Raw genomic sequence first — 26,088 nt, 5'->3', positions numbered from 1 at the left:
TTTGTGCCCCTATGCGTGGGCTGCAGGCCGCAAGCCTGATCGACTCTTTGTCTCAATCCTGTTCGCGACGAGTACGGGCTACAAGCAAGCCTCCGGCAATTGCCGCGCTCAGTGCAGCAGCTGCGGCAAGAGTCGCATCGGTGCCGGTCGAAGCAAGGGAACGATTCGCTTCCTTGGGAGAAGGCGCCGCGGGGGGCACATCCTGCTGTGGTGCCGGAGGAAGCGGAGGATTGCTTGTCTCGGGGGTTACCGGAGGAGTCGTGCTACTTGTCGAGGCCGAAGGCTGAGGAGTTGTTGTTGATACCTCAGGAGTCGGCTCGGTTGTCGTCGGTGTTGGTGTTGGTTCCGGAGTGGTTGTACTGGGGGTTGGTTCCGGAGTGGTTGTACTGGGGGTGGGTTCCGGAGTGGTTGTACTGGGGGTTGGTTCCGGAGTCGTTGTAGTAGGAGTCGGCTCGGGAGTGGTTGTGCTAGGTGTTGGCTCGGGAGTGGTTGTGCTAGGTGTTGGCTCGGGAGTGGTTGTGCTTGGGGTTGGCTCCGGTGTTGTCGTGCTCGGGGTAGGTTCCGGAGTCGTTGTCGTTGGTGTGGGGCGAGGCAATGAGGGGTTGTCGTTGGTGGAACCACCACCATCGGCTGTGATTACCGCTTTTCCGACCAATACAACAGCGTTGACAGACGCGTTGTTTGTGAAGGTCGCAGACTTACCGACCATTGCCGAATTCTTGATCTTGGTGTTATAGGAGATCGAATAAATTGCGTTTCCGTTACCCTTCGGCCAAGTCGCGGTGAAACCGCTGCCGTCTGCCTTCTTCGTGACGGTGAAGGTGCCGCCGTTCAGTGCATCGCCATTCGATACCGTTGTGGAATCTCCCAAGGGGAAGTCGTCTCCGTTAGCCCACACTAACATTGAGGGCTCGTTGGCCAGGGTGTAACCACCATTGTCATTCGTGAAGGTATCGTCAACAGTGATGGTTTCGACCGAGATTCCTGACTCCACGATGTTAATCGACCAGTTAATCAACGAAGGATCATCGGAGTCGACTGTTCCGCCTTTGTTGTGTTTGGTGGTTTTTCCGATATTGGTGTCGCCAATTCCGGTTCCGTCACCGGGGAGCTGAACAGAAACAGCCTTGCCATCAATCAAGAAGGACACTGCGCCAGCAGTGGTCTTTGCAGCTGCGCTCATCTTTGCCCAACCTGAACCGGTGATGTTCTGGTGGGAGTTTGCGTAGTCTGTAAAGGTACAGGTGATGACCGCTCCGGGTTCAGGTGCGGGAGCAGAGCAATTGACAGCGACCTGACCATCAGGGGCGATCATGTCGAATTGAAGTTGTGTGCCGGTCGAAGCGAAGGTGTTGAGCTCCGGGGGTGCTTGGATGGTGAAAGTGTCTCCCTGGCGGATTGCCTTCCCCGTTCCGTCGATGGTGAAGTCAACCTGCATCATGGTGCCAACGCCAAGCTTCGTTGAGGAGCTGACTCCAGAGAGCTTGACATCCTTGACGATGTCGTTGACGGTTGCGGCCTGTGACGCACCTTGGGAAACGACGAAATAGGCTAATGCAAGGAAACATGCGAGGAGCATTGAAAGCCCCGAAATCGCTGATCTTGTGAGAGTTTGAACGCGTATCGACACCTGAAAATCTCCTGATTGATTTGTGGGGGATATCTAAATGCTAGTCAGTTCAGGGATGAATTCACAAATATCTGGGATGGCCTAAAAGTTCTAAAACAGCTTTTTCGGTGCCTCACCGTGGTTGATCAAGTTGTCAAAAAGTGTTTTCTGGCAAGTGTTGTTGCAGGTCAAGAAAGGTTTATGCTCAGAGTTGTGGAGCGTGGGGGAGGAAGTGTGATTCTGGTCGCAGTAGATATAACAAAACCCTCGCGATGCGAGGGTTTTATCTGGTGGCTCCGACCGGCGTCGATCCGGTGACCTTTCGATTTTCAGTCGAACGCTCTACCAACTGAGCTACAGAGCCAGGACCGAAACCTACTGGCCTGGTCTTGCGACCCCGACGGGACTTGAACCCGCGACCTCCGCCGTGACAGGGCGGCGCGCTAACCAACTGCGCTACGGGGCCTCACAATAGGTGAAGCCTATTGAATTTTTCTTCACTGTCGACACGAGCGACTTCGAAGAAGTACCCCCAACGGGATTCGAACCCGTGTCGCCGCCGTGAAAGGGCGGTGTCCTAGGCCTCTAGACGATGGGGGCCACTGTCGGCCACCGGTCTGGCGTCCGAGGACGAAGAGAATATTAGGCAGAAGCAGGGCCTTAAAGCAAAAAGAATAGCAGTGATGACCGTCACATAGCTACTTTTCCTTGATATTCTGGGATTTGCAATGGTGTCTATCGATTCAAGCCTCAGGCGATTCTCAATGATCGCGCCTAGGCTTGAGTGAGTACCGAATGAGTGATTCAAGGACGGTTTTATGATTTTCAGTGCCGATGATCCGACACCCTCGCCTTCGCCAACGGGGGTTGCACAAGATGCTGTTCAAAATGCGCTGGACCTGGCATCACTGATCTTCGGCGCCGCAGTTGGTTTGGTTATCGCCTTCGTTGTGGCGCTGGTGATCGTCCTTTTAACGCGTCCAATTGCCCGTCGCTCGCGCTATTTTGCGGCGATTACCAAACGTGTCCGGACCTCGTACTACATCACTGCGATGGCTTGGGGCGCGTGGGCTGGCCTGCAATTCATGCTGGTCAATACCACTCTGTCAGATTGGTCCAATGGCGGAATGGTGGGCTTCATCTCCCATGTTCTGCTCATTATTGGCATTTTGACGATGACTTGGATGGTCTACAACAGCGTCTGGATCTTCGAAGACGCGGCACGAATCCGCCAGGAAAAAGACGGAGGCGTTTCCCGTAAGTTTGAAACCCAAGCGCAGGTTATCCGTCGTCTCCTACAGGCTCTGGTCATCCTTCTTGGTGTTTGCGCAGCCCTCTTCACTTTTGATGCCGCGCGTCAGGCAATGACAACCGTTCTGGCCTCTGCAGGTGTCGTTTCGGTGATCGCCGGTCTTGCAGCCCAGCAGACCTTGGGAAATGTTTTTGCCGGTATCCAATTGGCCTTCACGGATGCGATTCGCGTCGGCGATGTGGTCGTCGTCGGTAAGGACAATGTTTCGGGCAAGGTTGAAGAAATCACTCTTTCTTACGTTGTTGTTCGACTTCCAGACGAACGCCGGCTCATCGTTCCTTCGACCTACTTCACGTCCAACACCTTCGAAAATTGGACGCGTCGCGCTACGACCAAGCTGGGTAATGTCGAGCTCAAGCTCGACTGGACTGCGCCTTTAACTCTGATCCGTAGTCACGTTCAACAGCTCCTTCTTGCAACTGATTTGTGGGATGGCCGTTCGTGGGCCGTTCAGGTTGCTGACTCGGATGAAACGACAATGACTGTTCGCATTGTTGTCTCTGCGAAGGACTCCGGAGCGCTGTGGGATCTGCGCTGCTATCTACGTGAAAACATGATTCGGTGGGTTGTTGATGAGGATCCTGCGATCCGTCCGCATACGCGTGTTCAGCCCTTGGAGGTTGAGACGGTCACGCAGGATACCTCTCGCGAGGCTGTTGCTCGTCTTGCGAAGGAACTGTCGGGTATTGCCTCCGACACGACGGGTGCCCCCGACTCACACCCTGGGGCAGCGGCAGGCGGCTCTGCTCAGGCCTCGTCGGTTTCTTCTCAGGGCAAGGCAGAAGATGTCGATTCGGGTCCCCTGGATGATGCAGTCCATTCTGTCCGCCTGCTCGCAGCTCGGCAAAAAGCGAAGCGCGCTCGAAGGAGGGCAATGGCTCAGCGTCAGCGTGAGCTCGCTGATACGGGGAAGGTTACTGCTGTGGCCTCGGCCAGTGACGCGCAGACCCAGGTTTTTTCGCAGACAATGCTGCATTCTTTGGTCGCCGAGCAACTAGCGGAAAAGGTTGCCCAGGCCAATGCGCGTCTAGGCAAGAACCACCTCGGTGGGGGATCAACCGCGCTTTTGCCTCAGGCCCAGGTGGACAGTGACAATGCGCAGGCCTCAGCCCCGCAAGTACAGGCCGGTCAAGCCCATCTGGATGCGACTGTCGTTCGTGGGGAGCGCCTCTTCTCTGGGTCACCCGACGCCGACGAACGTAATCAGATTTACGCCGGCCCCGGTGACGACGTCCTAGCAGAACGCGAAGCAACGGCGAAACGTCACGAAGAAGAAACAACTCGTTTGAACAGTGGACCGCGAGTGCCCGAGGATGCAGTGCGTCCGCAGCGCAGCGATGTTCAACAGGACTGAATTGAGGAAAACAACATGAAAATCATTCGAACCCGTGATCGTGCAACGCAGCTCGAACACCTTGCGCAGGCGCAGCAGTTGGCTCCCAGCGTGAATTACAGCGACGATGAGTGGCGTGAGCGGCTTACTCCCCAGCAGTACTTGGTTCTTCGTCAAGCTGGGACTGAGGCGCCTTGGACAGGTGAGCTGCTGGATGAACACCGCTCAGGTACCTATCTGTGTGCGGCGTGTGGCGCTCAGCTTTTCCCCTCGTCAACGAAGTTTGAATCGCATTGCGGGTGGCCGAGTTTCTATGAAGCGCTGCCCGGTGCGGTGAACTATTTCGAGGATATTTCCCACGGAATGCGCCGCATTGAGGTGCGCTGTGCAAGCTGTGATTCTCACCTAGGGCACATTTTTGATGATGCACCGGATCAACCAACGGGAAATCGTTTTTGCATGAATTCCGTGTGCTTACAATTTGTCCCTGACCCTGTGGCATAGTGGGGTAGTGCTCTCCCATCTTCGTGCGCTTCTTTCACGTGTTCCCGCGCCCCTTCTGATTGTTGGTGCTGCGCTTAGTGCGTATAGCGGTGCGGCTGTTGCAGTCCTGATTTTTGGGTCTGTCCAGCCCGGTGCTGTGGCATGGATGCGTGTTTTCATCGCCGGGATGATCTTGTGTGCCTGGCGACGCCCCTGGCGTGTGGGCCTGAGCGTTAAGGATCTTGTTGAGTCCGCATGCTTCGGCTTGGCGTTGATCACCATGAACATCACGTTCTTTGAATCGATCGCGTATTTGCCCCTAGGTCCAGCCGTCTCAATGGAGTTCATCGGACCTGTTGCCGTCGCAGTGATTCGTGGCCGAGGCTGGCTTCCGCGCCTTGCCGCATTCCTTGCCTTGGCGGGGGTCATTGCTATTGGTGGGCTTGGCCTCGACACCAATGATCCAGGTTTTATTCCCGGGCTGAAATGGGCGGCCTTGTGTGCTGTCGCGTGGGCGGTCTACATCCTTCTTGGCCAACGCGTGGCGTCAAAGCGCTCGGGAGTCACCAATCTTGCTGTCGGTTGTGCGCTCAGTGGGCTGATACTTTCGCCCTTCATGGCAAAGTCAGCGTTACCGGCACTCACTCAGCCTTGGTTGCTTGGGATTGTCGTGCTTGTTGCGGTCCTATCCACCATCATTCCCTGTTCCTTTGAAGCCATTGCCATGCACAGGATTTCTGCGGCAGATTTTTCGCTTTTTACTGCACTTTCTCCGGCCTCGTCGCTGCTGATGGGTGTCATCATCCTCTGGCAGATCCCCACCCTGTGGCAGATTCTGGGGCTTCTTCTCATCTCGGTCGCCGTTGGAATTGCATCAAAGGAATCCTCGAAGGAAGATGAGATCCTTGCCGAAGAGGTGCGTGAGCTAGTTGAGGGAGGATTGTGAGCAGCCGATCATTAGCAGGAATAGCAAACCGCATTCCCGCACAGGTATTGATCGTTACCTCGGCTCTCATTCAGTACAGCGGTGCTGCTGTTGCAGTTTTTGCCTTCTCTGTCGTTGAACCGGCCTCGGTCGCCTGGTGGAGGGGATTTGTTGGCGGTTTGGTCCTGTGCGCGTGGGTTCGTCCTCGGCGAGGCCTTGATCGCGCGACACTGAAGGGCGCTCTCTTCTTCGGCATTGCCTTGGTCTGCATGAACGCCTGCTTTTACGAGGCAATTTCCCGCATTCCCCTTGGAGCTGCGGTTTCGCTTGAGTTCCTTGGTCCTGTGATGGTTGCTGTTGTACGAGGCCGTGGTTGGGCGCCAAGAATCGCTGCCTTCTTTGCCTTGGCCGGGGTGTGTGCGATCGGCGGACTTGGGTTGGATTTGAGTGCTCCGAGAACCTTAGGTGGGGTTGTATGGATTCTGGCGGCCGGCGCATCGTGGGCAACTTACATCGTGTTGGGGCAGAAAGCAGCCTCGTCGAGCTCTGCGATGACTAACCTTTCGCTGGGTTGTGCGTTCAGCGCCTTGATCTCTGCGCCAATTCTGGCCCCAGGTGCGATGGTCGCATTCAGTGATCGAAAGGTTTTAGTTGCGGTCATTGCCTTGGCATTCTTATCGACGGTTTTCCCATACAGCCTTGAAGCCATGGCGATGAAGCGGGTTTCTGCGGCGACTTTTGCGTTGTTTACGGCGCTTCTTCCCGCGACCTCGGCTCTGATCGGTGCAGTGCTTTTGCGTCAGATTCCTAGCCTGTGGCAATTGGTCGGTTTGGTGTGCATTTCAATTGCCGTGGGGATTGCCTCGATGGCGGGGCGTGCGCATCCCGATGTCAAAGGTGTTCTGGGTACAGAAGAAACAGAAAACTAGAAAAGCGCGAAAGAAGTAGGCCCAGGGGGACTCGAACCCCCAACCCACGGATTAAAAGTCCGCTGCTCTACCATTGAGCTATAGGCCCGCGGGTAACCCCGCTGTGTGGCCCATCGGGTGGACCAACCCCACCATCTTACTGGTAGGAGAGCAAATGGGCGAACCGCAACGCATCCCAAGACGTCCGGCGATTTTGGACTATGCGCAAACAGAGGCAATTGTTGGTGCGCCAGATGTTGCGGATTCTTCTGTTCTTGCTCACTCAACTGCTTGGGCACTGTTGGGTGTGGGAGATGAAGATTTTGATGCCGAGGCCTTGCGTCGCCTTCGCGAGCTGCTCTCCACCGGTGGAGTTCCTCTAGTTGCCGAGCTGTGGTCGCTAAGCCCCGATTTCACTCTTCCAGGTGCGCTGTGGCGCGTGTACTTGTTCAGAGAGTGGTTCCACCGTGACCCGCTCACGGTTACTGATCTGTACATCTTGGGATTGCATGCGGAGCAGGTCCCGGGACTCGAAGAGCCCATTCATGCGCGTCCTTTGGAAGATGTTATCCATGACGCGGATGCACTTCTGTCCGGAGAAAAACGTGATGATGATCTGGAAGACATCTTCACGGAGCTTGCGCATGCGATGCGCATTGTCGCTGCGGGAGATCCCAGAGTGGGAAGACAATGGATCGATGACCCGCATGATGCACTGGCGTACGGCGTGACGATGCGTGCGCGGGCGCTGGTGATGACCGCTCAAGAGCTCGAACGTGCCGCCTCCCGAGCGCGCATCGGGGAGTTGGACTGAGTTTCTCCGGCGGGTAATTTCGGTTCATACAATCCCGGAACCCATACCGGGCATTTCCGCCTCGGTGGTGATGTTCTACTCACTGACGAGAATGGGGTTTCTGATATCTCTGGAGCAGACTTTGCCCAGGCTTTTGTCGACGAGATCGAAACGCCCACTCATACGGGACAGCGTTTCACTGTCGCCTACTAAAACAGAAATCTGAGAAGAGCGTGGGTGTGGGTTTCAAGCCCGCACCCACGCTCACTCTAGGTTAGGGTTAATAACGTGACACCCAGCCCTCAGCCCATGCCCCCGATGCGCCTTATTCGCGCAGGCGGCGCCCTTGTGTGGCGCTTACGCCACCCGGGCCGTCAGGTCCTCCCAGGAGATGTGCTTGACGAGGCTGAGATCGAAGTTCTGCTAGTCCACCGCCCCCAGTATCACGATTGGTCATGGCCGAAAGGCAAGATTGAGGGACGAGAGACCATTCCCGTTGCGGCTGTGCGTGAGGTCGAGGAAGAAACCGGTCACGTCATCAGCCTCGGCGCCCCTCTAACGACTCAGCGCTACCGCCTTGGCTCAGGGCAGACCAAGGAGGTCCGCTACTGGGTGGGAACCCTCATGGGAGAAGATCCCCATTCTGATCGTGGCCTCGTCCATCTACGTAAGCCGGTCCACCGCGCTCCTACGCGAGAAATTGACCAGGCGCGGTGGATGTCTCCTTCGCGTGCTCATGATCTTCTTACTCGTCGCGGGGATCGTCGTCTCCTCAACGAACTTCTCATGCGAGGCCGAAGTGGCGAGCTTGTGACGACTCCTTTGGCTATGTTGCCCCATGCGCGTGCACTTCCAGCCCAGCATTGGGAGGGCGATGACGACGCGCGTCCTCTGTCGCGTACCGGGGTTCGCGAGGCACTTGAACTGGTAGACCTGCTGTCTGCATACGGGGTTCGTCGAGCGATGGCGACTTCTTCCGCGCGGACCCGGCAGACGCTGGGGCCCTGGGCTGCGCTCGCGGGAGTATCAATCGATACTCTTCCCTCACGCGATGGTGCGAATTCTTCCTCTGACGAGGCCTTTGTGCGTGCGCTTTTGGCAGATGGTGAACCGCGAGTTCTCTGCGCGCCACGCACGATGCTTCCGGGGCTTTTTGATGTCTTCCGTCAATTCACGCCCTCCGGCGTGCGGATGAATTTCCCGCTTGACGCCAGGGAGCTTTCTGCATCTGAGATGGTTATTCTGCATACTCTTCCCGAAGGGGACTGGGTGCGTGTGGTTGACATTGAACGTCACGCACCCAGGGTTGCAGAATAGCTGCTAGCTGCTGCTAGTACGCCGAATCGCGAACAGAACCGCGAAGGGTTTGATCGCCGTTCGCAGCGGCAAGACAGACAATCTGCCGGTCGCCCCGCTTCCATGACTCTCGGCTGGGCGTCATCCAAATGAGGTCAAGGGCCGAGTCTTCGGCACCGCTTCCAACGTAGGACGTGAAGTCTTTTTCGCACGCGCGTCGCGCTTCCGACTCAAGTTGCGCGGCCTCGGGGAACTCTGATCCCCCAACAGTGGGGAGGGCGAAAACCTCAGCCTGGTGAGGGCTCGAGCAGGAAACAGTTTCTAAAGAATACGCGCTGGTTGAGGTTGGAATCTGAACGCAGGTCCCGACGGAAAGTCGCATGACAGAAGAAAAACCGCACCCGCTGAGTGTGCTTGCCCCAAAGAGAAGGGCAAGCACACCGCAGCAGGTGCGAATGAATGATGCTTTCACTGAATTGGGGCCTCAGACTCCAACGATTAGTGCGCAAACCCAATAGACAACCGCAGAAACTGCGGCAGCTGCGGGTAGGGTCAAGAACCAGGCGGTCACGATCGATCCCGCAACGCCCCAACGCACTGCTGAGAAACGTTTCGTGCACCCAACGCCCATGATTGATGTCGAAACAACCTGTGTTGTCGAGATCGGGGCGTGGACGACGTAGGAGCACAGGTAGAGGATCGAGGATGACACGGCCTCGGAAACGAAACCGCGGGCGGGATCAAGGTCGATGATCTTACGGCCGATGGTTCGCATGATTCGGCCACCACCAGCCATGGTGCCCAGGGAGATTGCAAGAGCTCCTGAGATCTTCACCCACATCGGGACGTTCATATCGCCGGTAATGGGATCGTAGATATGGTGGGTCTCGCCGTAGCCACCGGCCAGAAGGGCCATGACAATGATGCCCATGGTCTTCTGTGCATCTTGGATGCCGTGGCCAAGGGCCATCGCGGCTGAAGAGAAGCGCTGCGCAGCACGGAAACGACGCATGGTGTGGTGGTATTGCGCGTTGCGAAGCAGGAAAAGCACAATGCGCATGACGATGTAGCCGGCAAAGAAGCCGATGATGGGGGAGGCGAACATCGGGATGATGACCGACTTGACGATTCCCCACCAATAGACGGCGGTGCCGCTCATCAAGCCTGCACCGACCATACCGCCAATTAATGCGTGCGAAGAAGATGAAGGAAGCCCAAACCACCACGTGATGAGGTTCCATATGCAGGCACCGAGGAGCGCTGCAAGGATGATGACCAGACCCTTTTGCTGCATTTCTACCTGGGCAGATTCAGCATATGGGGAGATCGAAATGATCCCCTCGCCGATGGTCTTTGCAACCGCAGTTCCCATCATGGCGCCCAGGACATTCATTCCTGCGGCCATCAAGAGCGCCGCACGAGGAGTCCATGCCTTAGTGGAAACAGAGGTCGCAATCGCGTTCGCAGCGTCATGGAAGCCGTTGGTGTAGCTGAAGAACAGTGCAACGGCAATGACGATGCATACCAGGATCAGGTTAAGATCCACGGCTCAGGATTCCTTCAGTGCAAGGGCTTCGATGACATTGGCCAGATCTTCGAAAGCGTCCGCACATGACTCAAGGCTCTGAATGACATCCTTGAGCTTGATGACCGTGATGGGGTCAAGACCGGAGTCGAAAAGTGTTGTGAGAGTGCGGCGGTACGCCAAGTCACCCTCATTTTCGAGGCGGTTGATCTCGATCCAGTAATCGCGCAGGTCCACGGGGGACTTGAGCGCCGGGATGTTCTTAGCCGTCAGCTCTGCGCAATGAACGATGACTGCGATCTGCTCGTCAAGCAGGTGTGCAATCTGTTCGGGGATACCTGCGATGCCGTAGACGACCAGCATGTCGCCGGCTTCGTCAATGAAGTCCATGCAGTCATCCAAGTGGGATGCAAGGGACTGAAGGTCTTCGCGGTCGAAAGGAGTGATGAAGGATGAGTTAATCCGTTGGAAGATTTCGTGGTTGAGTTCGTCGCCCTGGTGTTCGACGCCATGAAGCTGGTCACGAAGTGCGATTCGCTCTTCGGGGGAAGCGGCGTAGATATGCGAAAGAATTTCGACTCCCTCGACAAGCTTGCTCGCTTGCTGGGTGAAGAATTCGAAGAAGTTTGGGCCCTGCGTTCTGTTCCGGATCCCCATAATGTTCCTCCGATTGTGTTGAGACTGCCTCAAGGCAATCGTCATCCATTACACACTGGATATTCAAGTTCACTTTAGGGTGAATCTCCTGTTGAAGAATGTGTCTATTGCCACACTTGCATGAATGGTTGAGATATTGCGGGAAACTGCAAGGAAACGTGGCCACAGTTGACGGAATTGTCTGATTCATATGGAAAGAGGGACTTTGCGCCCGCGCAAATACCGGTGGGGTAGAGGATGATTAAGAACGTAGATCGGGGCGTAACCACGTCCCAGAATCACCGAGTGCCTCAGGAGGCAAAATGTCCGTGACTGAACAGGATGTGCGCGCAGCCGCTCCGGCAAACGCTCCCGAAGATGTCATCAAGTGGGTTGCTGAGATTGCAGCACTGACCACCCCTGATCGCGTGGAGTTCGCTGATGGCTCCCAGGAAGAGTGGGATCGCCTGACCTCTGAAATGGTCGAGAGTGGCATGCTCACCAAGCTGAACGAAGAGAAGCGCCCGAACTGCTTCCTCGCTCGCTCGAAGCCCTCCGATGTTGCGCGTGTTGAATCACGTACCTTCATCTGCTGTGAGAAGGAAGAGGACGCAGGTCCGACCAACCACTGGGCAGACCCCAAGGAAATGAAGGCAACCCTGCACGAGAAGTTCACGGGTGCCATGAAGGGCCGCACCATGTACGTGGTTCCCTTCTCCATGGGTCCCCTGGGTGGCCCCATCTCCCAGCTCGGCGTTGAGATCACCGACTCTCCTTACGTTGTTGTCTCCATGCGCATCATGACCCGCATGGGTGCAAAGGCAATGGACCTCATCAACGAGGGCCGCGTGTGGGTTCCCGCCGTTCACTCCGTCGGTGCTCCTCTGGAGCCCGGTCAGGAAGATTCCACCTGGCCCTGCAACGACGAGAAGTACATCACCCACTTCCCCGAGACCAACGAGATTTGGTCCTTCGGTTCCGGTTACGGCGGCAACGCACTGCTGGGCAAGAAGTGCTTCGCGCTGCGTATCGCTTCGACCATGGCAAAGCGCGATGGCTGGATGGCAGAGCACATGCTCGTCCTGCGCCTGACCCGCGAGTCCACCGGCAAGCAGTACCACGTGACCGCAGCGTTCCCCAGCGCATGTGGCAAGACCAACCTGGCCATGCTCCAGCCCACCATCCCCGGCTACAAGGTCGAGACCGTGGGTGACGACATTGCATGGATGCGTCCGGGAACCGATGGCCGCCTGCGCGCCATCAACCCCGAGGCAGGCTTCTTCGGTGTTGCACCGGGAACCTCCTACAAGACCAACCCCATGGCAATGGAGACCGCAAAGGCCAACTCCATCTTCACCAACGTTGCACTGACCGACGATGGTGACGTGTGGTGGGAAGGCATCGACGGTGAGGTTCCCGCCCACCTGATCGACTGGCACGGTAACGACTGGACCCCCGAGTCCGGCGAGAAGGCTGCTCACCCGAACAGCCGCTTCACCGTCCCCGCCTCGCAGTGCCCGATCATCTGCCCCGACTGGGAAGCCCCCGAGGGTGTTCCGGTCGACGCCATCCTCTTCGGTGGTCGCCGTGCAACCAACGTTCCGCTGGTTGCTGAGCAGTACGAGCCCGCACACGGCGTGTTCATCGGCGCTTCCGTGGCCTCTGAGGTCACCGCTGCTGCAACCGATGTCAAGGCCGGTTCGCTGCGCCACGACCCCTTCGCCATGCTGCCCTTCTGCGGCTACAACATGGCCGACTACTGGGGCCACTGGCTGGAGATGCAGGACAAGCTGGGCGAGAAGTTCCCGAAGGTCTACCAGGTCAACTGGTTCCGCAAGGACGAAGACGGCAACTTCATGTGGCCCGGATTCGGCGACAACTCCCGCGTTCTGGACTGGATCGTTCGCCGCGCGGCTGGCGAGGTCGAGGCAATCGACGGCGTCACCGGTCGTTACCCGCACTTCGAGGACTTCAACCTTGAAGGCCTGGACATCGACGAAGCCAAGTGGGCAAAGCTCTTCGAGATTGACCCCGATGCTTGGGCGGCAGAGATGGACGACACCGAAGAGTACTTCTCGCAGTTCGGCGACAAGCTCCCCGCAGCTATCACCGAGCAGCTCGCGAAGTTCCGTGCACGCATCGCTGCTGCAAAGCAGGCCTGATAGCTTCTAGCTAGCACTCAATAGGCGGGCGGTTCCCCACAGTGGGGCCGCCCGCCTATGTTTGTCTTTCCGTGATGTTTTAGAGTAGAAGATACGTGCGCATATTGGGCGCCCGCGTGGGGAGGCGAATTGGCTGTTAAACGATGGACGACGGTTAACGGATACGAGTGGGCGGTACTCGAGCCGTCAGCGGGAAATCCGGATGATCTGTGGATGTGTTTGACGCTGGCGTATGGAACCTTCAACGTTGCCCCCGAGGAGATCGGTGCTCTTCATGTGCTCATGGAGTCAATCGGTACCGAACTCAAACGTCCAGTTGAATATGCGCCCGGTCAGTTTGCTTCCGCGCAGGTTGAACTAGCAAGCTACCTTTCTGAAATCGATATCCGCGTACACGGGCCGCGCGAAATCGTCCGCCAAGCGTGGTTGCGCCTGCCGGCTTGCTTTGAGAACCCCGAGGGGATGCTTCCTTCTGCGGGACATGCAAATGCCTCTGATATGTGGGCATCCGAAGTGGCCAATCGCGCTGGTATTTCCGAGGCCCTGCTCGCTATTTTCCGTCCAGATACCGCCACTTTCGAGGCCGAAAAGTACTTTCCCGCGGCTTGTGAACTTGCGCGCCGGATCTCGCCTTTTGAAGCCCGCTACCCCTGTGTTTTTGTGACGACAGAGCCCGACTTTTTGGGGCTGGGCTTTGATCGTGCGCCAGATTCTTTGGACCTGGATGATCTTCTAGCAGTAAATACCGCTACGCCGCGTGACCAGTATCAGCCGGGTAGCCAGTGGCAGGGGGGAACAAATTATCTATTCTCTTTTGCCGTCCCAATGACGCGCGCAGGCCTTGCAGCGCGTTGGGCAATAGCCATTGACGCGACGAATGTTCTGCGAGGAATGAATTCGCGTTACTCGGACATCAAAGTATCAAGCGCTGCTTACTCAATTGCCCCAGAACTCATTGGAATGGTCCGTTTCAAAGAGATGGACATGTACTGGGATGCGCGCCGTTTCCTTGATCAATTCTTTAAACCAGGGCGCAAGCTAACGGTCGATCTTTCCAAAATTATTGAGCGCGTTGCAGATGATGAGAATCTTGAGGTTTCGCAGCACTTGCACCGGATCAATGACACCAGCGTGCCGACCCCAGCAGAGGTCCGCGACATTATCGACCGAGCAATCGCGAGCGCCCACATCGCATACGATGTGGCATCACCTCAGCTGCTGCAGCGTTATCCGCTTCTTACCGCAGCGAAGTCGACCTACGACCACTTCCCGCTCTATAAGGGATATCCCGAGCCGGCTCCATCGATTCCGTATCCCTCAACAGAGGGGACAGACCTTCTGTCGAGCGTTCCTGAAAACCTCAGTGGATACTCGATGATTCTGCCTCATCACCTCATGGTCTCCAGTGACAGGCTTGTCGCGCAGTGGTTTGATCCATTACGGGAGGGTGATCCGACCTTAGTGACCCGCCGCGTTGAAATTACCATTGCAAACATTGCGGTACTTCTTCGTACGGGGAAGGCCTACATCCTTCTTGATCAGGATGGGACCTTCTTGCCGCTCTACCCCAAAGCTTTTATCAGCCCGGAGTCACTGGTCATCTTTGACTCATTGCTTGGGTATCTTCAAGAAAACGTTCCAACCCTGACTATTGATTCGCTTTTCGATCAGGAAATTGAACTGGTTGATAGCTTTAACCAATACGGTCCCCGGGGGATTGAACAGGGCGCTATAAAGCCGCTGCCCGACTACATCACGCACTTGGACACTGTAAGTCTGTGGCGCAAAAACGCTCCGGAGATGGAGGAGGCCTGGCGTAATCCCGGTGGAACTCCCGCAGACAATAGTCTTTCCAACGAGGCCTATGGGTATGAGTCACAGGCTGTCGCGCGAAAAAAGAAGCGTACGGGATGGATTCTTGCGGTCATTTTCATATTGGTTTTTGGAATTATTCGCGCCTGCGCACACACAACGATCAAGGGGTCGAATACCCCAACGGTGACGCATATTCCAACCATTTCGGTCACACTGCCCAGTTTCTCCGTGCCTCCAATCACCCTGCCCACTCCCAGTAGCACTCAGTGATCGGGGAAAGGCCGCTGACTAACGGGCCTGAATGCGCCTCTAAAAAACAGTAAGATATTCGTAATTATTCAATGAGCCGGGAGTTTCCTGAATGTCCACTTATCTCACCGATGATGAGCTCAAGCGCAGCAAAGAGCTCCTGGACCGTATCCAGAAGATCTTCTCAGAGCGCGTTGTCGGCCAAGAAAACCTTCGCGAAACCCTGATCGTCGGCCTGTTGGCACAGGGGCACATCCTGATGGAGTCTGTCCCCGGTTTGGCAAAGACGACGGCCGCTCAAACTATTGCACAGGCAATTTCGGGTTCATTCCACCGCATCCAGTGCACTCCGGACCTGATGCCCAACGATATCGTTGGTACGCGAATCTGGAACCAGGCCGAAAACGAAATGACAACGGAACTGGGCCCCGTCCATGCCAACATCGTGCTTCTGGACGAAATCAACCGTTCATCGGCAAAGACCCAATCTGCCATGCTCGAGGCCATGCAGGAAGGCCAGACGACCATTGGTGGAATTGTCTATCCGCTGCCCAAGCCCTTCATGGTGATGGCAACTCAGAACCCCATTGAAGAAGAAGGAACCTACGTGCTTCCCGAAGCGCAGATGGACCGCTTCTTGATGAAAGAAATCATCACCTACCCAAAGCCCCTGGAAGAGCTTGAGGTTCTTAACCGCATCGAAGCTGGGACTATGGAGAAGCCCATTGATGCGGAGCCCATCTCCCTCGAAGATCTGACTTTCCTCCAGCAGATGACCAGGCGCGTCTTCCTGCACGACACTTTGAAGGCTTACATCGTCGACATCATCAATACCACTCGAGGAATGGGCCCCAACCCGCTTCCCGGGTTCTCGCAGCATGTGCGCGTGGGCGCTTCGCCTCGTGGCGGTATCGCCCTCATGCGCGTGAGCCAGGCTGTCGCACTGATGGCCGGTCGCAACTACGTGATGCCCGACGATATTAAGAAGCTTCGTCACGCGATTCTTCGCCACCGCATCATTCGTACCTTCGATGCGATGGCCGATGAAATCTCAGTTGATGGCTTGATCGATGCCGTCTTCAACGCGGTAGCTGTGCCGTGAGTCCAATTCTGAAGAAGGGGGTCGTTGAGAGCGCGTCTCAGACCCTCGGCGACGTCGACCAGCACCAAAAAGCGCACGCGAATAACGCACAGCTGCGTGCGCTGGGCGGTCGAACTCAGCTCCCGGTCTTGCGTAAGCTGCTCTCCTTGATGGAGGGCCAGCACTATTCTGCGCGTGCCGGACAGGGCTGGGAATTTATGGACATGGCCGAATATAAGCCCGGTGATGATGTCAAAGATATCGACTGGGCGGCTACCGCTCGTGCCGGAAAGCCCATCGTTAAGCGTTTTGAAGCCAGCGCGAATGTTCAGGTGATGCTGGTTGTTGATACCGGACGCTCAATGAGTGCGCTTGCCCCTTCGGGCGAAAGTAAAGAAGCGGTCGCACTGACGATTTGCCAGGTTGTCGCATGGCTTGCCTCTAGTCGCGGTGACCAGGTGGGTTTGGTGTCGGGCTGCCAAGGACGTATGCGACACATGCCCGCGCGATCGGGAAATGCGCATATCGAACTCATTTTGCGACGCCTCGAGGAAGATATCGACCTGCGCTCGCCCTCTTCGGATCTTGAAACCCTTCTTGCCCGCGTGCAAGCGGCAACCTACCGTCGCTCCCTGATTGTTTTGGTTACGGATGAAACGCACCCCCAGCCCACGCCTCGTGCACGGGAACTGCTCAAGCGCCTCAGCGTCCACCACCGCTTACTCATCATGCAGGTCGCAGACGCGGATCCGACGCAGCTCCCCGCGGGTACTCGGATCGTGGATGTCGACGCAGGCCCGCTTCCCGACTTCCTTTTGGGGGATAGCCAGATCGCTGCCGAGGCCGCCGCGCGCGCCGATCAGAGCCGCACCGCTGTGCGTCAATTCCTCGAGATCCCGGGGATTACCCGCGTGAGTGTTTCGTCCAGCGATCAGGTCGTCCGCACTCTTCTCTCCGCATTGGAAAGGGAAAGTCGTGTCCGGTGAATTGCGCGAGGTTCTCAACTACCCGAACTGGATGTGGATTATTGGAGTCTTGCTTCTGGCTCTTGTCCTGGTGTGGGTAGGAGTGTGGCTGATCCGCTGGCTGCGTTCAAACCGCTTGCAGGAACAGAATCAGATCGCGCTTATTCCCCTGGATGAGAAGCGTCGTCAGCGCTACCTGGGCTTCATTGACGAGGTCGAGGGACGCTTGAACACCGGCGACTTGGATGACCGCGGGGTGCACTTGGCAGTCGCGGGTATCTTGCGCGCGCTGGGCACTGAACGTACCGGTCGCGATCTTGAGACTGCAACCGTGTCTGAGATTCGAAAGCTCATTCCCGCATGGCCTGATCTTGCGGATGCTCTTTCTGCCTGCGAGGACAGCTTTAAAGCAGACTCGGAGGCCAGTGGTGAAGAGACTCAGTTCGATCCCGCATTCGTCATGGATTACGCGCGGGAGGTGGTGAAGAAATGAGGTATGGGTACCTCATCGCCGTCGTCCTGGGTGTTATTGCCGTCGCGGCAGCTTTTGGCTGGTGGCGTGTCGGTCTGCGGCTTCATGCGAGGGAACGCCGAGGCTGGGTTGCAAATACCGGTTATGTACGTGACTTACCGCGTTATCGTGCGCTGATGCGTCGCACGCGTATGGCGGTTGCTGGTTTGCTTGCTGTATTTTGTGCCGCTGCTGTGTCGCTTTCTGTCGTGGCCGCAAACCCCGTTGATCGTCGCGTTGATGACCGTCGCCTGGCCTCGCGAGACATTGTTCTATGTCTGGATGCATCAGGTTCGATGTTGGAATACGACGGCGAAATCGGTGACGCCTTCAAGAGTCTTGTTGCGCACTTCAACGGTGAGCGAGTGTCTTTGTACCTGTGGAACGCTCGTTCGGTTCGGAAGTTCCCGCTGACCGATGACTACACGATAGTGAACGACAATCTCGACACTTTGAGTTCACTACTGAGGAATGGCGTCATTTCGAAGACCTCGAACGGATATCGTATTACCAACGATCTTGCCCGTTATCTTGAGGGAACTGACGATCCCGATGAGCAGGCTGCGTCCCTTATCGGCGATGGCCTGGCATCCTGTGTGCTTGGCTTTGATCACACGGATCAAGAGCGCTCGCGGACGATTATTTTGGCCTCGGATAACGAAGTCAATGGTGAAGGCTTATATACCCTCAAGGAAGCGATTGACTTCGCGAAGCGTCAGAAGGTCGAGGTCATTGGCCTCTACCCGGGTTCGACGCTGACCACTGAGGGCGAAGATATGAAGAACCAGGTTGAGTCCACCGGTGGTGAGTTCTATACGATGTCGAGCTCCGGCACAGTGGATTCGATTATTCAAAATATCGAGGCCCAGCAAAAGCGCGAGGTTGAGGGCGACGCTCGCGTCACGGTTACTGACCGCGTTAATAAGCCCGTGGCTTGGCTGGCAGTTGCGATTGTGGCTTTCCTTGGGCTTGTTGGTTTCGCCAAGCTCTGAGGCCTAGGAAAGAGCCGGAGCGGGATCTTTAGTAGAGGCCTAGAGGTAGTAGAGGCCTAGACGTACTAGGGGCCTAGACGGCATTCTTTGAGCCTGTGCCTCGATTGCTCGTGAATACATTTGTGGGGCCGCAGCATCAGCTGCGGCCCCACAATGATTTATTGCCTGAAGCGCTTAGGCCTTGCGACGCTTAGCTGCAAGAAGACCAGCAATCAGGGTCATTCCTGCTGCGCCCAGAACCATTCCGCTCGTGGCACCGGTGTGTGCCAGAGGGCCTGCCTTCTTCGGGTTTTCAGCCTTGGGATTTTCTGGCTTGTTGGGCTCCTGAGGCTGATTGGGAGTGGGCTCAGTTGCCGGGATGGTCGGAGTCGGCGAGACCTCGCATCCGGGGATAGAGCCAACCAGAGTGTGGAAGAAGACCATGGGCTTCGAGGTCGGGGTATCGAATGCCTTTTCACCGGTCAGCACTGCGGTAACCTCAACGCTCAGGGAGGAGTTTTCCGGCATGTGCGCGATCGTGAAGGTCATAGTCTTCTTGTCCGCGCTCACGGTCGGGTTGGAAATTCCCTTCACCGTCTGCGAGAAGCCATTGGCGACTAGGGCGCCGCCACCGGGGGTCAATGCAGAGGCGATCGAGGACTCGTCGAAGGTTGCACCCTGGGGAGCGCTCACGGTCATCGTCGCATTGGTCAACTCGCGCGTGGTTGCAGCGTAGAAGCGCATACGACGCGTCGCACCGGCGGCATCAGAGTACTGGCGTGAAGGATCCCAGCCGTCGGCTCCGGCCTCGCCCCAGAGTGCGCCGGTTCCCTGCCAACGATCGGAGTACTTTTCGCGAAGGTCAATATCCTTCGAGTAGGGCGAGAAAATGGTGCGTCCAACGACTCCGGCCTGGCACTGTCCGACAGTGAGTTCAGGCTCGGGAGTCGTGAGGCATGCTTTGCCATTCTCATCTGTTTCGCGAAGGCCGCGGAAGTGAGAGGTTGCCTCGTAGTGCCCCGTACGGTCACCGGTTCCGACGAATTCAACGACCGCAGCGTGGCCTTCCGGCAGACCGTTCGGGAAGGTCAGCGTCCAGATATTACGTGCTGCATCGGTCTGGGTTGCATTGGGGACAATATCCCAATCGAGCTTGCGTGCCAGTGCGCCGAAGGTCTGACGCTCCATGAACTGATCAACTGTGATGTTCTTAACCTCAGTGCTCAGGTCGCTAATCAGACGGACATTGGTCATGTCGTCGGGAAGATCCACAGTCAGGGTTGCGCCGGGAAGGATCCCGAACTCGGCGCCGACCGGGATGCGCCAGTACTGGACATCGCTCACCGGGTTGAACCAGTGATGATTTTCAAGAATCGCCTTGCTGCCGTAGTCGGGGTGGACGGTCTCCATGAAGCCAGAAGTTGAGTAAGGGCCCTTGCGGAGTCCGACCGGGATGTTGTCCATGTTCTGGTCGAGCATGGCGCGTGCGGTCCAGTCAACGACGCAGCCGGAGCTGCGATCACCATTGATTTGCCCGGGAACGCGTTCAACGGCCTGAGCATCCATGGCGGTGAGAGAGGAAAAAACGAGCGCCAGTCCGAGTGAACCGGCGGCGATGTTTCGGAGGGTTTTCATCTTGCCTCAATTAAATTTTGTGGTGTGTATCAGGACACCATGATACAGAAATGAATTTAGTCGTGGGGCACTTCAGATGTCAAATAGATCCCCCTAGAGGATGAATTTGAGATGGGCACTATACTTGCCAGTGTTTGATCCGATCCGCAGGAGGAATATTGTCGCTCTCCTTCCGACCCCTTATGTCGGTTGCAATCATCATTGTGATCATTGCAGCGTGCGCTTTCTTCTCCTGGTGGAGTGCCCGGCGTCATCGCCCTTTTAGAACATCGGATCTGGTGCGCAGAGGTGCTATCACCTGCGCCTTGCTCTCGATCCTGATTGGCCCCTCAGTTCCTGGCGAAGCGCAGAAAGTGACGACCAATGTCGAGGTCTGGCTTGCGATTGACCGCACGGGTTCGATGGCCGCTGAGGATTGGGAAGGCGGAAAAACTCGCCTTCAAGGTGTGAGCCACGATGTTGAGCAGATTCTTCAAGCTGCTCCTGGGGCTCGTTATCGCATTATTACCTGGGATTCCCAGGCAGATACTGAGCTTCCCCTGACCTCTGACCTTGGAGCAGTTCGTTCCTTCGTTTCGACACTGACTCAGGAAGTAAGTTCTTCCTCGCGCGGTTCGTCCCCGGACCGCCCCGCACAATACATTGCGGAAGAAATGCAGGATGCCGCAAACAAGCACCCTGAAAATACCCGCGTGCTTTTCGTATTCACCGACGGTGAGACCTCGAACAATTCTGCTTGGAGAAGCGCTGGTGGAGGCGACTCTCAGCAGTGGGACAAGATCAAGCCCCTCCTGACGGGAGGCTTGGTGATTGGCTATGGAACCGAAGAAGGCGGGAAGATGAAGGTTGCCGCTCTGGGGAAGCAGAACGACAGCTCGAAACCCGAATACATCAAGGATTTTTCCCAGCCCGGAAACCCCGATGCAATTTCGAAGATTGACGTCAAGAAGCTCAGCGAGATCGCTCAAAAACTTGGTATCGATATGGTTCGGTCACCCAATGATTCCGCCATTAGCTCCGCAGCTTCGTCCTCGGTTCAAAATGCTCGAAATATCGCCGATGCAAACGATACGATCCAAACTTCGCGCTATGTGTTGTGGCCATCGGCTCTTGTTTTGACTGCGCTATTAGCTTGGGAAGCCGCTATTTTTGCGGGTCGTATCCACGCGCTGAGGAGGACCCGTGCGATTTAAGCGCCGCAGCGATAAGGAACAGCGTCCTACTGCTTTCTATCAGCCTCCTGTAGACGGCGAGGCCGCCACTGACGCCCAAACGGGAGATGGTGGCCCCAGCGCGACCCCGGCCTCGGCAAAGAGGAACGGGGCGGAGAAACCGCGACGCAATGGGAAACTATTGCGCCCTCTGTGGTGGTCTCTCCCCATTGTTGTGGTTGCGCTAGCTGTCGGAATTTATATGACCGTCCTGCCGCTGTGGGCATGGAATACGGGTCGCAGTGCGCGCGCGGGGAATAACGAGGGTGCTCTGAACTCCTATTCACGGCAGATTTATTGGGGAGATCTTGGCCCTGCCAGCTGGGTTGCGCATTACAACGCGGGGACGCAGCATGTGAAGCTTGATCATCCCGACGAGGCCGTTGCTGAGTTGCGCATTGCGTGGGACCGGGTTCCGAAGGCGAAGCAGATCGAGGATGGTCGAATTGAGACCTACTCCTATGAATGCACCGTCAGAATGAATTTGGCGCTTGCTCTGGAAAAGCAGGGTGATGCGGCGATGAGTACGGATCGTGCGCGTGCTGCTGAAATTTATAAAGAAATGGGAGAGGTTGTGGCCCCGTGTCAGTCCGCGGCCTCGACGCAGAATCAGCAGAACCAGAATCAGCAGGGCGGCGGTGGCGGCGCCGATGCTGACAAGGCTCATGATCGTGCTCAGCAAAAGCAGCAGCAGGCTCAGAAGCAGGATAATCAGGACAAGGACAAGGACAAACAGAATCAGGATAAGGACAAGCAGAACCAAGACAAAGATAAGCAAAACCAAGACAACAAGGATAAAGACAAGCAAAACCAGGATCAGCAGAATCAGGATAAGGACAAACAGAACCAAGACAAGTCCAAGGATCCTTATCAGGGAGAAACCAAAGAGCAACGCGCGAAGCGTGAAGAGATGCAAAAGCGTCAGGAGCAAACCGATCGCGAGGAGCGTCAAAACAAAGATCGCAAACGCGGAACCGGTGGTACTGGCGCCTGGTAAATCTTCTGTGATCTAGGACTTAGGTCGGAATAAACCGGAATCTAGGTGGCGTTTATACCTGCAGTGCTGCTTGAAAGCGGCTCCTAGATGAAAGGCTTATCCCATGACGTATAAGGTCGCTTACATCATTGGTTCGCTGTCCTCGAACTCCATTAACCGCAAGCTGGTTGGTGCGATGATTGCCGATGCTCCGGCTGATCTGGAATTTGTTGAGGCTGATTTCTCGAAGCTGCCACTGTACAGCCCTGATTACGATGCGAACTACCCGCAGATCGCCACTGACTTCAAGAAGATCCTTGAAGATGCCGACGCGGTTCTAATTGCAACCCCTGAGTATGATCGCTCGATTCCTGGTGGTCTGAAGAATGCTATCGACTGGTTTGGTCGCCCGTGGGGATCCAACCCCATCGGCGGTAAGCCTGTTTATGTCGTGGGTGCATCCAGGGGAGCGGTTGGTGCTGCTGCTGGGCAGATCGCAACCCGTCAGACTCTTGGGTTCTTCAACCCCTTGTTGATGACGCAGCCCGAGGTTTTCGTGAAGATGTCGCATGAGGATATCGGTGAAGATGGCCGCTTTATTGATGCGACAACTCAGGGATTTGTGAAGTCGGCTATTGAGGCATTCGCAGACTACATTCGTGCGCACGCCTGAGCATTGAGTTTACTGAGTTAAACAACCCTCCAGCCAAAACTGGGACTAAAGTCCTTTTTAAGGCTGGAGGGTGTTTTATTTGTGTGCCTCCGGTGCTGGCGCTTCTGATTCAGGTAAATCGCATCACCCTGTTTTATTGGGGTAGACAGGGTTGTCATTTGCGTTCAAAACCTTCTCATTCAAACGAAATTTCCCAGAAAAACACAGAAGTAAAAACCTCCGAATGGTTTCTTAACGGCGCTAACGTGAGGAACGGAGACGTAAAACACCCCCTGACATTCTGCGTCTCCACGAGGGCGCCTGTTGAGTCTCTTTCCGGGCGCCCTCAATCTCTTTTCTTCGAGTCTTATGCCGATGATGTGAGCTCGAAAAGCCTGCGGTATTGAGGTGCAAAAGATGAAAATGGATACTCTCAGAAAAGCGGAAGGATGAGCCTTCTCAGACTAGGCTTGTGGCTACACGTCTACGCATGAGGAAGGGACATGAGCGAGGATCACGTATCGGCCATTGAGCCGAACTATGACGGCGAAAACGCCTCCATTCATTCGCGCCCGCGTCCCCAGAAAGCCCCTGTTTACCAGCGTGCATCTGACAAACTCTCGTTTACGCAGGATCGTGACTGGGGTTTCGATGATGTTGTCGATGCCCTGTTCTTTATCTTCTCCGGTGTGGCAACACTGTGGCTCGCCTACGTTTTCTTGGCGGGGTCAATCAAGCTCAAACCCACCGCTATCGCCTGGTTCCTGATCTGCTGGGCCGTTACCGCATACCTCGCACTCCCCAGAATCCATCAGTTGCTCACGTGGCTCTATGTTCCCGACTATTTCATCGGTCGAACGAGGACTGCTGATGGTCTCCTTGGCGACCCAGTAAACCTCGCTCTTGTCGGCAGTGAGATCGATATTCACGCTGCAATGACCGCGGCCGGATGGGTGCGTGCTGACCCGATTACTCCCCACGCCGTTCTTCGGGTGATACGAGCCTTCCTTAGCCGAAAAAGCTACGATGCTGCGCCAGTTTCAAACCTTGTACTCTTTGGGCGTAAGCAGGACTTTGCCTACCAAAAAGCGGTTCCTGGACGTTCTTCAGAACGCCATCACGTGCGTTTTTGGCGGACGCCTGATGGCTGGATTCTTCCGGGTGGTCGTCGCGTCGAATGGCTTGCAGCGGGAACCTTTGATCGTGCTGTCGGATTGAGTCTTTTGACCTTCCAAATCACCCATAAGATCGATGCTGATATCGACATCGAGCGCAACTTCATTGTTGATGACGTCCTCTTTGCTAACCCTGCGGCAGAGCTTGAGATTCTTCCCGATTTCTTCAGTGCCTACCACGACAAAAATGGCGGTGGCGACCGAGTCATCACCGATGGCGATCTGTATCTACTGGACGTTCAAGACGTTGAGCCCAACGATGATGATGCGCATGAAATGGCAGATGCTCACGATGTCGATTCTCAAGCGGATCGCCAGCGCCCAGTCCAACTGGTCGTCGGTATGGTCCTGGTTGCCCTCATGTTTGCAACCGAGCTGTTCCAGACCTATCTCGTCCTTCAAAATCCGTGGAAGTACATTGCACTTAATGTCATCGGCATTGATGATGCTGCCGATGCGCAAATCTACATTTTGACGATGAGGCTGATTGTCGCCCTTGTGACTTTGATGCTTCTTGTCATGGAAATCATTACTGCTGTTATGACGTGGAATGGACACCCTCGTGCCCGAATTATCCTTTTGACAGCCCTGAGCGCCGACATTATTTTCGGCGCTGCAGATATTGCCAGTTCGGGTGCGACTCACATCGTCTTAATGACGCTGATCCGTTCGTCTTTGGGAGTGCTTGCCCTCTTGGCTCTTTCTGCGCGCGCCTGCCACCAATGGGTCAGAGAGCGCAAGAAAGAACGGCTTCAGGCGAAAGCAAAGGTTGCAGGCGTCCTACCTACTTCACCGGCTTCATAAACCACGCCGCTTGCGAGTCCTCGGGCACTCCATCGTTATAGGCAAGTCCCGCATAGGCCGCGGCATTCTTCCCCAGCTGGGATTCGAGGAATGCTTGGAAGGAGCGAACGGCCTCGGAATTTGAAGAAGACTGTGGGACTGCCACTGAGATGGTTGAATCAACGCACGTCCCGGGGATAGCCTCGGCGCGACTTTCGGTGCCGGTATTGGAGGCTGCAGCAACCGCCAAGCGCGCATCCCAGATCAGGATCGGACGCTGGTGGGAGCCCTGCGCGCTGGTCGCACCCGAGATGAGTGAAAGGCGATCATCCGCAAGGGTAGCGGTCCACTGTCCCAAGGCTTCCGCCGCGGAGGAAGAGATCGAATGCGCGTCGTTCAGGTTTTCTTTCCAGTCCTCGTAGTCCCCGCCGAGGACTGAGCTGGCCTTTGCCGCAAAAGCAGCGCCGGCCTCGGAATCCTGGGAAGGGATCGCGGTCAGGGGGGCGAAGTTTGCCGAGGAAAGATCCTTGAGCGAAGAGGGGAGTGCCTTGCTATTGGCGGAGAACCATGAGCGATCAGCCCATGCGCATATCGGGTCATTGCCGACGGGGATTACGGTGCCCAAAGCTGCAGCTTGTTTTGAATCGACGCCAAAGATGACGTCGGCATTTTGCGAAGAATTCGGGGCGTACTCACTCTGCTCAACGGTGTAGCCACTGGCAGCCTCGAAAGCAGAGACGTAGTCAGCGGGAAGCCGCCAGCCCGGCGCGTAAGCGATGCGTAGGGTTCCGCTTCCTCGTGGAATTCCGTCGGTATTGCCCGTGGTCGCGCGGTTCTTCGTTGCCGAGGCCGTGCTCCCCTGAGCCGAAGTCGTTGAGTCTGTGCGGAAGGGGTCATCCGTCCACTGCGCTCCCTGCGGGATGGAGGGAGAACACGCGCTGAGGGCTAGCGCGCCAAGGAGCGTGATGCTGAGGCGGCGCAGATGCGCTGAGCGTTGGGTGGACGGGGAGGCGGTCTTGGTCTTTCGCACCGTACCAGTCTAAGCAATAGTGCATGGAAGGAGAGATATTCCCGCGGTGATA

The 26,088-nt window shown here is 56.2% G+C and carries 22 protein-coding genes and 4 tRNA genes; 16 read left to right on the top strand and 10 right to left on the bottom strand.

The annotated features are described in order from the left end of the window. Positions 1-52: 52 nt before the first annotated feature. From HGAS_RS03870 to HGAS_RS03855, 4 genes are all read right to left on the bottom strand, one after another. Positions 53-1,579 (bottom strand): Ig-like domain-containing protein, encoded by a 1,527-nt coding sequence (locus HGAS_RS03870; RefSeq protein ID WP_051007853.1) that lies wholly within the window; start codon positions 1,577-1,579, stop codon positions 53-55. Positions 1,580-1,897: 318 nt separating this feature from the next. Then, a tRNA-Phe gene (locus HGAS_RS03865) sits at positions 1,898-1,973 on the bottom strand. A gap of 28 nt (positions 1,974-2,001) precedes the next feature. After that, positions 2,002-2,075: transfer RNA gene (locus HGAS_RS03860), tRNA-Asp, on the bottom strand. A 61-nt stretch (positions 2,076-2,136) separates the two neighbouring features. Next, positions 2,137-2,209, bottom strand: a tRNA-Glu gene (locus HGAS_RS03855). Between the two features lie 218 nt (positions 2,210-2,427). On the opposite strand from HGAS_RS03855, the gene HGAS_RS03850 reads away from it, so the two are divergent. The 4 genes from HGAS_RS03850 to HGAS_RS03835 are packed head-to-tail and all read left to right on the top strand — an operon-like array spanning position 2,428 to position 6,591. Continuing rightward, the gene (locus HGAS_RS03850) at positions 2,428-4,275 is read left to right on the top strand and encodes a mechanosensitive ion channel family protein (RefSeq protein ID WP_019126562.1); all 1,848 of its coding nucleotides are present in this window, start codon (positions 2,428-2,430) and stop codon (positions 4,273-4,275) included. Between the two features lie 15 nt (positions 4,276-4,290). Continuing rightward, the gene (gene msrB / locus HGAS_RS03845) at positions 4,291-4,758 is read left to right on the top strand and encodes a peptide-methionine (R)-S-oxide reductase MsrB (RefSeq protein ID WP_019126561.1); all 468 of its coding nucleotides are present in this window, start codon (positions 4,291-4,293) and stop codon (positions 4,756-4,758) included. 7 nt (positions 4,759-4,765) lie between these two features. Continuing rightward, on the top strand, positions 4,766-5,683 hold the full coding sequence (locus HGAS_RS03840; RefSeq protein ID WP_019126560.1) for an EamA family transporter: 918 nt from the start codon (positions 4,766-4,768) through the stop codon (positions 5,681-5,683). Further along, on the top strand, positions 5,680-6,591 hold the full coding sequence (locus HGAS_RS03835; protein ID WP_019126559.1) for an EamA family transporter: 912 nt from the start codon (positions 5,680-5,682) through the stop codon (positions 6,589-6,591). The genes HGAS_RS03840 and HGAS_RS03835 overlap by 4 nt, the downstream gene beginning before the upstream one ends. A gap of 16 nt (positions 6,592-6,607) precedes the next feature. Here HGAS_RS03835 and HGAS_RS03830 read toward each other — a convergent pair. Next, positions 6,608-6,679 (bottom strand) — tRNA-Lys (locus HGAS_RS03830). 66 nt (positions 6,680-6,745) lie between these two features. Between HGAS_RS03830 and HGAS_RS03825 the strand changes: the two genes are divergently transcribed. Beyond that, the gene (locus tag HGAS_RS03825) at positions 6,746-7,384 is read left to right on the top strand and encodes a hypothetical protein (protein WP_019126558.1); all 639 of its coding nucleotides are present in this window, start codon (positions 6,746-6,748) and stop codon (positions 7,382-7,384) included. Between the two features lie 267 nt (positions 7,385-7,651). Further along, positions 7,652-8,680, top strand: coding sequence for an NUDIX hydrolase (locus tag HGAS_RS03820; protein ID WP_233993699.1), 1,029 nt, complete (start codon positions 7,652-7,654; stop codon positions 8,678-8,680). 13 nt (positions 8,681-8,693) lie between these two features. On the opposite strand, the gene HGAS_RS03815 is transcribed toward HGAS_RS03820, so the two are convergent. Genes HGAS_RS03815 through HGAS_RS03805 form a run of 3 tightly spaced genes read right to left on the bottom strand, consistent with a single transcriptional unit; the run spans position 8,694 to position 10,841 of the window. After that, the gene (locus HGAS_RS03815; RefSeq protein WP_019126556.1) at positions 8,694-9,131 is read right to left on the bottom strand and encodes a septum formation family protein; all 438 of its coding nucleotides are present in this window, start codon (positions 9,129-9,131) and stop codon (positions 8,694-8,696) included. Between the two features lie 12 nt (positions 9,132-9,143). Further along, positions 9,144-10,205 carry an inorganic phosphate transporter gene (locus tag HGAS_RS03810; protein WP_019126555.1) on the bottom strand — a complete coding sequence of 354 codons (1,062 nt, stop codon included), beginning with the start codon at positions 10,203-10,205 and terminating at the stop codon, positions 9,144-9,146. A gap of 3 nt (positions 10,206-10,208) precedes the next feature. Next, positions 10,209-10,841: a DUF47 domain-containing protein gene (locus tag HGAS_RS03805; protein ID WP_019126554.1), complete on the bottom strand. Its 633-nt coding sequence runs from the start codon at positions 10,839-10,841 to the stop codon at positions 10,209-10,211. Positions 10,842-11,143: 302 nt separating this feature from the next. On the opposite strand from HGAS_RS03805, the gene HGAS_RS03800 reads away from it, so the two are divergent. The 6 genes from HGAS_RS03800 to HGAS_RS03775 all read left to right on the top strand — a co-directional run bounded on the left by HGAS_RS03800 (position 11,144) and on the right by HGAS_RS03775 (position 18,595). After that, on the top strand, positions 11,144-12,982 hold the full coding sequence (locus HGAS_RS03800) for a phosphoenolpyruvate carboxykinase (GTP) (RefSeq protein WP_019126553.1): 1,839 nt from the start codon (positions 11,144-11,146) through the stop codon (positions 12,980-12,982). 129 nt (positions 12,983-13,111) lie between these two features. Beyond that, the gene (locus HGAS_RS03795; protein WP_233993698.1) at positions 13,112-15,067 is read left to right on the top strand and encodes a hypothetical protein; all 1,956 of its coding nucleotides are present in this window, start codon (positions 13,112-13,114) and stop codon (positions 15,065-15,067) included. Positions 15,068-15,158: 91 nt separating this feature from the next. Then, positions 15,159-16,148, top strand: a complete 990-nt coding sequence (locus tag HGAS_RS03790; protein ID WP_009408695.1) for an AAA family ATPase — start codon at positions 15,159-15,161, stop codon at positions 16,146-16,148. After that, positions 16,145-17,113 carry a DUF58 domain-containing protein gene (locus HGAS_RS03785; protein ID WP_019126551.1) on the top strand — a complete coding sequence of 323 codons (969 nt, stop codon included), beginning with the start codon at positions 16,145-16,147 and terminating at the stop codon, positions 17,111-17,113. Before HGAS_RS03790 ends, HGAS_RS03785 begins: the two co-directional genes overlap by 4 nt. Continuing rightward, complete coding sequence (locus tag HGAS_RS03780) at positions 17,103-17,585, top strand: hypothetical protein (RefSeq protein WP_019126550.1); 483 nt, start codon at positions 17,103-17,105, stop codon at positions 17,583-17,585. Before HGAS_RS03785 ends, HGAS_RS03780 begins: the two co-directional genes overlap by 11 nt. Continuing rightward, positions 17,582-18,595 carry a vWA domain-containing protein gene (locus tag HGAS_RS03775; RefSeq protein WP_019126549.1) on the top strand — a complete coding sequence of 338 codons (1,014 nt, stop codon included), beginning with the start codon at positions 17,582-17,584 and terminating at the stop codon, positions 18,593-18,595. The genes HGAS_RS03780 and HGAS_RS03775 overlap by 4 nt, the downstream gene beginning before the upstream one ends. Positions 18,596-18,769: 174 nt before the next feature. On the opposite strand, the gene HGAS_RS03770 is transcribed toward HGAS_RS03775, so the two are convergent. After that, positions 18,770-20,209, bottom strand: a complete 1,440-nt coding sequence (locus HGAS_RS03770; RefSeq protein ID WP_019126548.1) for an LPXTG cell wall anchor domain-containing protein — start codon at positions 20,207-20,209, stop codon at positions 18,770-18,772. Positions 20,210-20,367: 158 nt separating this feature from the next. On the opposite strand from HGAS_RS03770, the gene HGAS_RS03765 reads away from it, so the two are divergent. The 4 genes from HGAS_RS03765 (at position 20,368) to HGAS_RS03750 (ending at position 25,027) form a co-directional block, all read left to right on the top strand. Then, the gene (locus HGAS_RS03765; RefSeq protein WP_233993697.1) at positions 20,368-21,402 is read left to right on the top strand and encodes a vWA domain-containing protein; all 1,035 of its coding nucleotides are present in this window, start codon (positions 20,368-20,370) and stop codon (positions 21,400-21,402) included. After that, the gene (locus HGAS_RS03760; RefSeq protein ID WP_020424271.1) at positions 21,392-22,417 is read left to right on the top strand and encodes a hypothetical protein; all 1,026 of its coding nucleotides are present in this window, start codon (positions 21,392-21,394) and stop codon (positions 22,415-22,417) included. Before HGAS_RS03765 ends, HGAS_RS03760 begins: the two co-directional genes overlap by 11 nt. 103 nt (positions 22,418-22,520) lie before the next feature. After that, a complete protein-coding gene (locus HGAS_RS03755; RefSeq protein WP_019126545.1) occupies positions 22,521-23,069 on the top strand; it encodes an NADPH-dependent FMN reductase in 549 nt (182 codons plus the stop codon). A gap of 482 nt (positions 23,070-23,551) precedes the next feature. Beyond that, the gene (locus tag HGAS_RS03750) at positions 23,552-25,027 is read left to right on the top strand and encodes an LssY C-terminal domain-containing protein (RefSeq protein ID WP_019126544.1); all 1,476 of its coding nucleotides are present in this window, start codon (positions 23,552-23,554) and stop codon (positions 25,025-25,027) included. Here the strand turns inward: HGAS_RS03750 and HGAS_RS03745 are convergent. Further along, positions 25,008-26,036 (bottom strand): hypothetical protein, encoded by a 1,029-nt coding sequence (locus HGAS_RS03745; protein ID WP_019126543.1) that lies wholly within the window; start codon positions 26,034-26,036, stop codon positions 25,008-25,010. The two genes, HGAS_RS03750 and HGAS_RS03745, sit on opposite strands and share 20 nt — an antisense overlap. Positions 26,037-26,088 lie beyond the last annotated feature (52 nt).

The sequence above is a fragment of the Actinomyces sp. ph3 genome, assembly GCF_000308055.1.
In the GTDB taxonomy this organism is placed as follows: Bacteria; Actinomycetota; Actinomycetes; order Actinomycetales; family Actinomycetaceae; genus Pauljensenia.
This window is presented reverse-complemented; position numbering and strand designations above follow the sequence as displayed.

Coding starts and splice junctions, on each gene's coding strand:
- HGAS_RS03825 (WP_019126558.1), top strand. CDS start 6,746: ATGGGCGAACCGCAACGCATCCCAAGACGTCCGGCGATTTTGGACTAT.
- HGAS_RS03800 (WP_019126553.1), top strand. CDS start 11,144: ATGTCCGTGACTGAACAGGATGTGCGCGCAGCCGCTCCGGCAAACGCT.
- msrB (WP_019126561.1), top strand. CDS start 4,291: ATGAAAATCATTCGAACCCGTGATCGTGCAACGCAGCTCGAACACCTT.
- HGAS_RS03850 (WP_019126562.1), top strand. CDS start 2,428: ATGATTTTCAGTGCCGATGATCCGACACCCTCGCCTTCGCCAACGGGG.
- HGAS_RS03755 (WP_019126545.1), top strand. CDS start 22,521: ATGACGTATAAGGTCGCTTACATCATTGGTTCGCTGTCCTCGAACTCC.
- HGAS_RS03790 (WP_009408695.1), top strand. CDS start 15,159: ATGTCCACTTATCTCACCGATGATGAGCTCAAGCGCAGCAAAGAGCTC.
- HGAS_RS03750 (WP_019126544.1), top strand. CDS start 23,552: ATGAGCGAGGATCACGTATCGGCCATTGAGCCGAACTATGACGGCGAA.
- HGAS_RS03770 (WP_019126548.1), bottom strand. CDS start 20,209: ATGAAAACCCTCCGAAACATCGCCGCCGGTTCACTCGGACTGGCGCTC.
- HGAS_RS03870 (WP_051007853.1), bottom strand. CDS start 1,579: ATGCTCCTCGCATGTTTCCTTGCATTAGCCTATTTCGTCGTTTCCCAA.
- HGAS_RS03805 (WP_019126554.1), bottom strand. CDS start 10,841: ATGGGGATCCGGAACAGAACGCAGGGCCCAAACTTCTTCGAATTCTTC.
- HGAS_RS03775 (WP_019126549.1), top strand. CDS start 17,582: ATGAGGTATGGGTACCTCATCGCCGTCGTCCTGGGTGTTATTGCCGTC.